Raw genomic sequence first — 6,500 nt, forward strand, 5'->3', positions numbered from 1 at the left:
GACCGGCAAGTACCTGGGTCTGGTGCACATGCAGAAGCTGCTGCGTGTGCCGCCGAGCGAGCCGATTGGTCACATCCTCGACACCGACACTGAGCCGGTCTCTGACCTGGCTAGTTTGGAAGAGCTGGCACGCGTGCTGGCAACCTACGACCTGACCATCGTTCCCATTGTGAACGAATCGCACCGCCTGGTAGGCGCAGTGACCATCGACGACGTGCTCGATGCGCTCCTGCCCGAAGACTGGCGCACTTACGATGATGGAACTCCCGTACGAAAGGTAGGACGACGCTTTGCCTGAATCGAACCGCCGCGACGCAAACCGTACCGAAGAGAACCCCCGCATCGATAAGGCGCGCATTCTCAAGGACCGCCTGGAGAAGAAGTACGCTGAACGCAACCGCGAGCGCGGCGACTCTCGCCCGCAGCGCAGCGACTCGCAGCTGAGCACCCCCGGAACCCGCAAGCCGAAGCTGTTCGCAAGCCCCAACCCGGACGCTTTTGGCCGCATGACCGAGGGCTTCGCACGTTACATGGGTACCCCGCAGTTTTTGATGTGGATGACCATTTTCTGTGGCGTGTGGCTTGCCTGGAACTCCCTGGCGCCGGAGGAGATGCAGTTCGACCCGCGTAGCCTGAACTTCACCCTGCTGACCCTGATGCTGTCCCTGCAGGCTTCTTATGCTGCTCCCCTGCTGCTGTTGGCGCAGAACCGCCAGGACGACCGCGACCGCGTGGTGGCCTCTGAGGACCGTAAGCGTGACCAGCAGAACCTGGAGGAGACCCAGTACCTGACCCGCGAGATTGCTTCGTTGCGTATTGCTCTGCGTGAGGTTGCGACCCGTGACTTTGTCCGTAGCGAGCTGCGCGACATTCTTGAGGAACTGCAGAACATTGCGCAGGAGCAGGAGCGTCACGCCGAGCAGCTGCAGGACATCAGTGAGGACATTGAGGACCTGGAGGAGGCTATCGACGATATCGATACCTCCGAGGGTGAAGAGAAGGACGCTGAGGAGCAGGGCTCCGAGAAGCAGGATGCTGAGAACGGTGCCGAGCAGGCTTCTGACAAGGCTGAACGCTCTGCAAAGGACTCTGTGAAGGACTCTGTGAAGGACTCCGACCAGGATTCTCACCGCGGCGATTTGAGCCAGCCTCAGAGCCGCGAATCTCAGCAGGCACAGCAGCAGGCAGAGCGCACCCGTGAGGGAGGCGCCCGTGACCGCTGATAACCCGCTGCAGGATGCCCTCTACGCGGCGCTTGCCCGCGTCGAGGACCCCGAACTGCGCCGCCCCATTACGGAGCTGGGCATGGTTGAGACCGCGCTCGTGCATCCCGAATTGGATGAACGGGGCGAGCCGATTCCCTGCCGCCACTGGGCTGAAGTGAAGGTCCTGCTCACCATTGAGGGCTGCCCGCTGAAGAACACCATCGAACAGCAGGTTCGCGAAGCCGCCGCCACCATCGAGGGCATCGAGCGAGTGCAGCTGCAGGTGGGTGCGATGAACCCGCAGCAGCGTTCCGCCCTGCGTTCGATGCTTAAGCCCGAACGCACCAACCCGTTCACCGCCCCCGGTTCGCTGACCCGCGTGTTCGGCGTGGTGTCCGGCAAGGGCGGCGTAGGCAAGTCCTCCATGACCGCGAATCTTGCCGCCGCGTTCGCTTCGCGCGGGCTTGCGGTGGGCATTATTGACGCGGATGTGCACGGCTTCTCCATCCCGGGCCTGCTGGGTATTACCGACGCCCCGACCCGCCTGGATGACCTGATTCTTCCGCCGACCGTGGATGTGCCCGCCCCCGCCCAGCGTTGGGGTGAGCAGAAGGTCAGCGGCGGCTTTATTCGCGTGATTTCTATCGGCATGTTCCTCAAGGGCAACGAGCCGGTCGCCTGGCGCGGCCCCATGCTACACCGCGCCCTGGAGCAGTTCATCATGGACGTACACTTCGGCGCCCTGGATGTGCTGTTGCTCGATTTGCCGCCCGGTACCGGCGATATTGCTATCTCCATGGCACAGCTGCTGCCGAATGCGGAGCTGGTGCTCATTTCCACCCCGCAGCACGCCGCGGTGGATGTGGCGGAGCGCGCCGGTACCCTGAGCCTGCAGACCGGCCAGAAGGTCGTGGGCGTGGTCGAGAACATGGCGGCAATGACTCTGCCGGACGGCACCGTGCTGGATATGTTCGGTTCTGGCGGCGGTCAGGTGCTCGCTGAGCGTCTTTCGGAGGCGCTCTCCTACCCGGTACCGTTGCTCGGTTCCGTCCCGCTGGATGTGAACCTGCGTACCGGCGGCGACGACGGCATGCCCGTCGTCTGGGGTCACCCGGACTCCCCCACCGCCGAAGAAATCCAGTCCATCGCCTCGCAGCTGCTGCAGTCCGGCGAGTCGAGGGCGGGGCAGAGCCTGCCGCTCTTCGTTTAGAGATTGAGCGTCTATAAGCTGATATAGAAAGAACCCCGCACCATCACGGCGCGGGGTTCTTTCTGTTCAAAATCTTAGGTGGCGTCCACGTCGAAGGGGGCGTATGCGCCTCGCGGAAGAGCACGGCTCTCAGCCTTCTCCTTCTCCTTCAGCAGCGCCTCTTCACGTTCCCTTGCCTCACGCTCACGCTCAGCGTCATCCTCAGCGAATGCCTGCTTCACAATCACGCGCGGATCGTACTGGCGGGGGTCGTACTGGCGCCAGTTAATATCTTCCAGACCCGTCTCGCCCAGCGCTTCCTTGAAGTCGTCCTTCGCGTCGAACGCCATGCGGCGCACGGTCTTGACGAATTCACGGATCTGTCGGGCGTATTCGGGCATGCGTTCGGGACCGATCACCACGAACGTGATGATGGCCAAAATAATCAACTCGGTGCCACTAATACCAAACACAGAATATAGATTATCAGTTCCGAGCCAGCACCGCCGAACCCGCGGCGCTTTCTGGACGTGTCTTTAAGCTCTGGACAAGCAGAAGGCGTACGCTACCGCACCGCGGAGGGGCATTGCGCCCACGGCTAAGAGATACATCTCAGCGGTTTACGGCGGGTAATCTCCACCGCCGGGTTAAAACGCTGCGGCTCCTACCGCAGGCACGCCCGCCTTCCGAACGCACAAGACCGCCGGCAGCACACCGGCGGTCTCCTGACACGATATTCGGTTTACGGCGGGTAGTCTCCGCCGCCGGGTTAAAACGCTGCGGCTCCAACCGCAGGCACGCCCGCCTCCCGAACGCAAAAGACCGCCGGCAGCGCACCGGCGGTCTCCAGCCACGGTATTCGGTTTACGGTGGATAATCTCCACCGCCGGGGAGCTGCTTCCAATGCCACAGCCAGCCAACCCAGCCCCACTGCGCACACGCACCCGCCACCAACAGCGCCCAACGATACGCCCGCGAACGGCTCGCCGCCGCCACCACAATCACCAGCGGGAACAACGGCAACAACAGGCGGAACGTCGACGACTGCGGATTCAAAAACAGAATCAAATACGCAAAATAGCTCAAGCACCACAGGTTCAGCGGAGCCGCCAAAACCCTACGCGCCAGCGGGCTCAAACACAGAGCAATAAAACCCAAAATCAGCAGAGTCAGCAGCACCGGAGCCGCATAGCCAAAGTACAGGTAGCCCTGAGACAGCCACGGCTGAATCGGCGCCAAATGCGTACCGCGCCACGCCGTCTCCGTGGCGGTGTACGCATCCACACGCCCCGTAGCCCACCACGCAATCGCAGGCCACACCAGCGCACACGCACACACCACCAAGGCGCTCACCAGCTGCCCCAAATGACGCACAAACGCCGCACCGATACCCGACCGGCGGCTCGAACGAACCCAGCACGCGAACCACCACAGGCCGGTAGCCGCACCCAGGGGCACACCCACCGGGCGGGACAGGCACGCCAACGCAGCCACAGGAACCAGCAGACCGTAGCGTCCCTGCACCAGGCACAGCAGCGCACCGGCAAGGAACACCAGGTTCAGCGATTCCGCATACGGCACCTGCAGCACCGGCGCCACCGGCAAGAAGGACACCAACGCCACAGCCCACATGGACAGCGCCGAAGGCGACTCCTCACTCTTGAAACCGGTCGCCTTCAACGACACCTCAAACAGCAGGTAAATCACCCACGCTGCCGCGAAACCGGCAAGCAGGGCAACCGTCGCCGCCACCGGGTAGTACCCGATGCCCGTCGCATGGCTAATAGCACCGGAAAGCTGCGGAAAAATCGGGTAAAACGCCCACTGATTCTGCTGCACCACGCCCGCCGCGTTCACCGGCAGCTCACTCGGGTAACCCTGCACCGCAATCTGCTCATACCAGCCGGCATCCCAGATGCTAATGAACGATAGATAGTCCAGGTGCTGGCCCCAGGGGCTGCGCAACTGCTGCTGACCGACCACGGCAAAAACGATGAAACCCCACACGCGGGACAGGCCGTAAATCAGCAGTACCGACAGCCACGCGGGCAGGGCACACAGACGCTCCCCCACGCGGTGCAGGCGCTCACCGGCGACGGTGTACGCCCAGGTCAGCAGCTCATCAAAAGACTCGCTCTGCTCCTTGCCGGAGGCGGGGGTGGCGGCACCCTGCGCGGGGGAAGAGTTAGTATGTTCAGGCGAAACACTCACAGGCGTTAGTTCCCCTCAGCCTGCGGGCTCTTGCGCTTCTCCACGAACTCGTGAGCGCTCAGGGTGCTCTCAGCCTCGTCAGCCAGTGGAACCGCGCCGCGGCGAACCGGCTCAGCGGCAACCACGCTGGCATCAGCGGATTCTGCGGTCGAAGCGGCAGCCTCCGCAGCGGGTGCGTTCTCGAGTGCCTTGTCGTCCTCGGGTGCACCAACGAGAGGAGCGATAAAGCCCAAATCCTCCACGCGGTCAAAGGTGCCCAGGCCGTCACGGCCCACGCCGCTAAAGAACGCGGCACCGGGCACGGCACGCTCACCACCGAGCGCCACAACGGAAAGGGCCGCGATGCCCACAATCAGCAGGGCAAGCAGAATCAGAAGAAAGTTCATGTCAATCTCATATCATGCAGGACCGTCAACCCCTGACGGTCACCTAAATTCAAATAGTAGCGTCAGCACCGGCAGAATCAGCACCGCGGCTAGTCAGCGTTGCAGTTAGTCCTCGTCGCGGTCGCTGAGCAGCCATGCACGCAAATCCGCGTGGCAGCGGGTCAGCTGGCTAAAGCTCACGTGCTCATTATCGGTGTGCGCCAGCAGGGCGTCACCGGGGCCGAAGTTCACGGCGGGAATACCAATCTCGCTCAGGCGCGCCACATCCGTCCAACCGTACTTCGGCTGGGGCTCCTCGCCCACCGCCTCAATCAGGGATGCCGCCAGCGGAGTGTCCAGGCCGGGGCGTGCCGCCGGGGAAAGGTCCACGAAGTCCAGCTCGTATCCGGCGAAAACCTCACGCACGTGGGCGACCGCCTCATCCAGGGTCTTGTCAGGCGCGAATCGGTAGTTCACATGCATTGCCGCCGCATCGGGAATCACGTTACCGGCAACGCCACCAGAAATCTGCACCGCGTTCAGGCCCTCACGATAGTCCAGGCCCTCCACCGCGATGGTCTTCGGTTCATAGGAGGCGAGCGCCGCCAACGCCGGTGCCAGGGCGTGAATCGCGTTCTCGCCGCGCCATGCGCGACCCGAGTGAGCGGCGAGGCCGCGGGTGCGCACGAAGAAACGCATGGTGCCGTTGCAGCCGCCCTCGATGGTGCCGTTGGTCGGTTCGAGCAGCACACCGAAGTCCGCGTCGGTGATGAGCTCGCCGTGGTTGCGGATCAGGCGCGCCAGGCCGGAAAGCTCGCTAGCGACCTCTTCGTGGTCGTAGAAGATGTAGGTCAGGTTGTAGTCGGTGTCCTGCGCGGTCAGTTCGGCGGCAAGCTTCAGCTGGACCGCCACGCCGCCCTTCATGTCGGTGGCGCCGCGGCCGTAGAGCACGCTATGGCCGTCCTCTTCACGCACCGTGGCGGGCACGGTACCCAGGGACCCCTCAACGGTGGGCAGGGGCACGGTGTCCAGGTGACCGGCAAGAATAATGCGGGTACGCTCCCCCTCAGCGCCGGGCAGAGGCGGGAATTCGGTGCGGGCAATAATGGCGTCCCCGTCACGGGTCAGGTGCAGGTGCGGGCAGAACGACAGCGCCGTGTGCACGGCATCAGCAATCGTTCGCTCGTTACCAGAAACCGACTCAAGATCCAGCAGGGCACGCGTCAGCTCGGGCATGGACACGTCCAAGTTCAGGGGCGGCGCCGGGACCGGGTGACGATCAGAAGTATTCGGGGAAACGCTCATCCTTCAACCTTACAGGTTCCCCCGCGCGCACACCCGCGCACACAACGCCCATATCGAGCATATGAGACGGTCTTGAAGGGGTTCCAAGCCCCAAAACTATAATGGAAGGCATGTCTGAAAACACTCCCCGTTACGCCTCCGGCGTTGCACTGGTCAATGTTGTTGTCTCTGGCGAGCACGCCGGCACCGTCCTGGATGCTTGGTTCCCCGCCCCCTCCCTCACCC

Annotated in this window: 7 protein-coding genes and 1 pseudogene; 4 read left to right on the forward strand and 4 right to left on the reverse strand. The window is 63.2% G+C overall.

Translation table 11 applies throughout. The annotated features are described in order from the left end of the window. From HXO69_RS08355 to HXO69_RS08365, 3 genes are all read left to right on the forward strand, one after another. The coding region (locus HXO69_RS08355) for a CBS domain-containing protein (RefSeq protein ID WP_296546470.1) at nucleotides 1-298 on the forward strand (298 nt) is incomplete at its 5' end. After that, a complete protein-coding gene (locus tag HXO69_RS08360) occupies nucleotides 291-1,223 on the forward strand; it encodes a DUF1003 domain-containing protein (RefSeq protein ID WP_296546472.1) in 933 nt (310 codons plus the stop codon). The genes HXO69_RS08355 and HXO69_RS08360, both read left to right, overlap by 8 nt. Continuing rightward, complete coding sequence (locus HXO69_RS08365; protein WP_296546474.1) at nucleotides 1,213-2,415, forward strand: P-loop NTPase; 1,203 nt, start codon at nucleotides 1,213-1,215, stop codon at nucleotides 2,413-2,415. The genes HXO69_RS08360 and HXO69_RS08365 overlap by 11 nt, the downstream gene beginning before the upstream one ends. A gap of 74 nt (nucleotides 2,416-2,489) precedes the next feature. Here HXO69_RS08365 and HXO69_RS08370 read toward each other — a convergent pair whose 3' ends face one another. From HXO69_RS08370 to dapE, 4 genes are all read right to left on the reverse strand, one after another. Beyond that, nucleotides 2,490-2,867, reverse strand: a complete 378-nt coding sequence (locus tag HXO69_RS08370; protein WP_096741066.1) for a twin-arginine translocase TatA/TatE family subunit — start codon at nucleotides 2,865-2,867, stop codon at nucleotides 2,490-2,492. Nucleotides 2,868-3,258: 391 nt separating this feature from the next. Next, nucleotides 3,259-4,605 carry a hypothetical protein gene (locus HXO69_RS08375; protein ID WP_296546476.1) on the reverse strand — a complete coding sequence of 449 codons (1,347 nt, stop codon included), beginning with the start codon at nucleotides 4,603-4,605 and terminating at the stop codon, nucleotides 3,259-3,261. Nucleotides 4,606-4,610: 5 nt separating this feature from the next. Beyond that, a complete protein-coding gene (locus HXO69_RS08380; protein WP_296546477.1) occupies nucleotides 4,611-4,991 on the reverse strand; it encodes a taurine ABC transporter substrate-binding protein in 381 nt (126 codons plus the stop codon). A 105-nt stretch (nucleotides 4,992-5,096) separates the two neighbouring features. After that, nucleotides 5,097-6,275: a succinyl-diaminopimelate desuccinylase gene (dapE, locus tag HXO69_RS08385; RefSeq protein WP_296546479.1), complete on the reverse strand. Its 1,179-nt coding sequence runs from the start codon at nucleotides 6,273-6,275 to the stop codon at nucleotides 5,097-5,099. Nucleotides 6,276-6,376: 101 nt separating this feature from the next. Here dapE and HXO69_RS08390 point away from each other — a divergent pair. Beyond that, nucleotides 6,377-6,500: pseudogene (locus HXO69_RS08390) on the forward strand (2,3,4,5-tetrahydropyridine-2,6-dicarboxylate N-succinyltransferase); the annotation flags it as partial.

This window comes from Rothia sp. (in: high G+C Gram-positive bacteria) (assembly GCF_015265375.1).
GTDB lineage: Bacteria > Actinomycetota > Actinomycetes > Actinomycetales > Micrococcaceae > Rothia.

Coding starts and splice junctions, on each gene's coding strand:
- HXO69_RS08380 (WP_296546477.1), bottom strand. CDS start 4,991: ATGAACTTTCTTCTGATTCTGCTTGCCCTGCTGATTGTGGGCATCGCG.
- dapE (WP_296546479.1), bottom strand. CDS start 6,275: ATGAGCGTTTCCCCGAATACTTCTGATCGTCACCCGGTCCCGGCGCCG.